Annotated in this window: 2 protein-coding genes; both read left to right on the forward strand. The window is 61.0% G+C overall.

Features of this window, described 5'->3' with window-relative positions:
* Positions 1–350 precede the first annotated feature (350 nt).
* A complete protein-coding gene (locus tag BN1233_RS36925; protein WP_046868658.1) occupies positions 351–1,445 on the forward strand; it encodes a hypothetical protein in 1,095 nt (364 codons plus the stop codon).
* Positions 1,445–2,677 carry a hypothetical protein gene (locus BN1233_RS36930; RefSeq protein WP_046868659.1) on the forward strand — a complete coding sequence of 411 codons (1,233 nt, stop codon included), beginning with the start codon at positions 1,445–1,447 and terminating at the stop codon, positions 2,675–2,677. The genes BN1233_RS36925 and BN1233_RS36930 overlap by 1 nt, the downstream gene beginning before the upstream one ends.
* Positions 2,678–3,062: the final 385 nt, after the last annotated feature.

A 3,062-nucleotide genomic window follows, 5' to 3' on the forward strand; every position in this document is an offset into this window, starting at 1 on the left:
GTGCCTCATTCGATGGGGGCGTGAGCGCCGTCACACCGGCAATTGTAGGAAATCACGCATTGCGTCGTGCCGTCCGCCGCTGGCGCAAGATCCGATGGTCGCGCAATTCGAACGTATTCGAGTGACGAAAGCTCATTCAGCCTGTAGGGGTCGTCTCTGTTTTGTCGCAGTTGTTCCAGTGAACCTGTTTTGGGGGGGCTATGTCGATACCGGTTCAAGTAACCGGCGCCTGGCTAATGCATCACGACCAGAAACTCTCTGCGGTGAAATCCACCGAGTTTGAGAGCATCACTACGGCTGGTCGCGCCGCTCGCTTGCTGTCGTAAATCTCGAAGGAAGAGCAATGGAGCGTGCCGCTTGCCCGGGTGCAGACGCTCGCGCAGGCGAATGGCATCCGTAAGCATGAAGTCGCCGGCCTCTTGTCCGAGTTGGCGAAGGTGGGCGTCATCGATCAGAGTTCAGGCGGAGTCGCGGTTCTCGGTGTGAGCCAGAACAACCTGTTCAAGCACGCGGCGACCGTCTTCGAAGAGCAGGAGCCGACCGGCTTGGAGCGCGCGGCGCTTGAGCTCTCCGAGTTGGCAAGCCAGTCCCCGGTCGAAGAGGCGTCCACTGCTGAGCGCCTGTCCGACGAGCATAAGCTATCGAAGGCCGAAACTGCGGATCTGACTCTGCTGTCCAAGCAGATTGGTTTCGTGGATCACGAAGCTTTGCGGGACAAGACGCTGCTGTTCAATGGCTCGCTCTTCAAGCGCGATGACGCCAAGAAATCGCAGATCATTCTCAACGGGTTGAATGCGACGGAGAGGCAGAATCTGCTCGAGGCCGATGCACGCCTTGCTGTAACCGGCTGTCTGCCCGAAGACACGATCGTTGCCATTCTAGGCACGGCGCTGTGGAGCAAGCTCCACCAAATCGGCTATTATCAGGTCAGCCAAGTTACTAATGAAAACGGCAGCACCCGCTTCGTCACGCGACCGTCCGCGCTTATCAAGTATGTTCCTGGCGGTCTCGCAGACATGCATGATGACGCGAAGGCGCTCGCTAGCAGTTTGACCTACGGGATCCTCAAGAGCAGCAAGCAACGAGGCAAAATTCAAGATCCGGCCGTGCTCATGAACGTCCTCATCAACCGCGGCTACGTTGAGGGGTGGGCGCGCGCGATCAAGGAGGATTACCACGCGCTCGAACGTCGTGGCGTCGTGACCGTGTCGTCCTCATCCGACGGATTCCGGCTCACGCTGCAGAAGCCCGAAATCGGAACCATGGCGCAGGATCTCATTCTGCGAGGGGATGCCTCTGAGGCAGCCGCGCGGGCGATCATCGGCTCGCAGGCCGGCCAGTTCATCGGCCCGGAGGGCGCGCGCATGGCGGAGCGGCTCAAGGACGTACCCGAAACCAAGCGCTCCGCGTCGCTTGCCTTAGATAGCTTGAGGAAAAGCCGGTGATGACGAAGCAGCCCGACGCAGACATGGACAAGGGCGGGGCGGCCGAGGAAGCCCTCCGTCTCTATTTCCAGCAGCTCGGCGCTTTCGTCGTTCGGGGCATCAAGGTGCGAGCCGGAAAGGATCATGTCACCGACATCGATCTATGGGTCTACACGCGTGCGAGCGTCCATGCGCGGCACATCGCGATCGTCGACATCAAGAACAAGAAGCGGGCCAAGGGCTACGAGCGCCTGATCTGGCTTAAGGGGCTGCAGGCGGCGGTGGGTGCCGACGAAGCCATCGTCGCGACGACAGCATCCAAGGAGGATCTCGCGCCTTTCGCCAAGAGAATGGGGCTGAAGCTCCTCTCGTCGCAGGTCTTCAAGGCGGTCATGGCGCGTTATTCCGACGCGAGCGACCGGCTCGCTTCGGAAGACTTAGAAAAGATGTGGCGGTCGGTCAAACTGGAGGGTAGCGAGACGCTTGCCGCGCGGATGGAAAGCAACTTGGTCGAGATTGGGCTCGGCTTGAGCTTCACCGCGCTGAATATCTGGATCGACGAGGCCGCCAAGCTGCTTGTGCATAGTCACGATCATGAACGCGTGCCGGCTGCGGTCGCGCGTGCGGTCCTGCTGTGTGCATCACTGGTAGCGATCGCAGCCGACTATGTCGGAAGGTCCACGGCATTTGGCGACCCAGAAAGCCGCCGCGCCTACTTCCGTGAGGGGCTCGTCTTTGGGAACGCGGCCGATGGAGCCGCGAGCCGCTATCTGGGATTTGCAGAGCGGGTCGCAACGGATTATCTCGACAAGACCGGGGCTGCGGCGGCGACCATTCGCTCGGGCTTCCAGCGCGCCGTCGAGAACTTGCCCATTGGCCCGTTCATCGACTTCTTTTCCAGACCGGCAGCCGGCCGGGAATTGATCGAGGCGGCGATCCAGTTGGAGGCTGCGGCCTTCGCCCGGGCGGCTCCGAACCTCGCGGGCCTGGCCCCGGAGGCGAAGACAATTATCGGCCTTTTGATTGACTATGCAGGCCTCGATCGGCGGAAGTTTCTGCGCACACCCGATCAAACAATCTCGCAAACAAGCCATGCCGATGCAGCAGGCCGCGAGGAGCCAGATTCCAATCCAAAGGGAGATGGCCCGACGGGTGGAGAGAGCAAAGCGTCGGACATCCGCAGCGAAACCGCGAAGACCACGCTCGAAACACTGACGGACAAAAAGAAGGGGCCGGACGGGTTCCTATTGTAGATGGCGCAGGAGCGGTGTGGATGGTTTCCGCATACACTGCGAAGCCTATCCTTTGAGAGCCTTCCTTAAGGCTCGCTTCGATACCGCTTTCAGCGCCGGACTGTACTCAATGTCCGCGACGCGGTATTGCTTCGAGTCGCGAGCACGCGGCCATAGCGAAGCGTGGTCGCCGGCGAGAGGCACGGCAGATCATTGAGGCTTGGCAGATCGACCACGCACCGTCAAACCCATACGAGCCTCAGCAGCCTCCCGCCATCAACGTTCGCAAGCCGGTCCCACAGGGCCGAGGCCCAGCCGGACCTAAACTTAAGACCAGAGCGGCGCGACGCCGAACCGATCTGGTCTGGACCGGCTGCGCGAAGCCGTGCGGGTCGGCGAGGTCGTC

Source organism: Microvirga massiliensis (genome assembly GCF_001006805.1).
Taxonomy (GTDB): Bacteria; Pseudomonadota; Alphaproteobacteria; order Rhizobiales; family Beijerinckiaceae; genus Microvirga; species Microvirga massiliensis.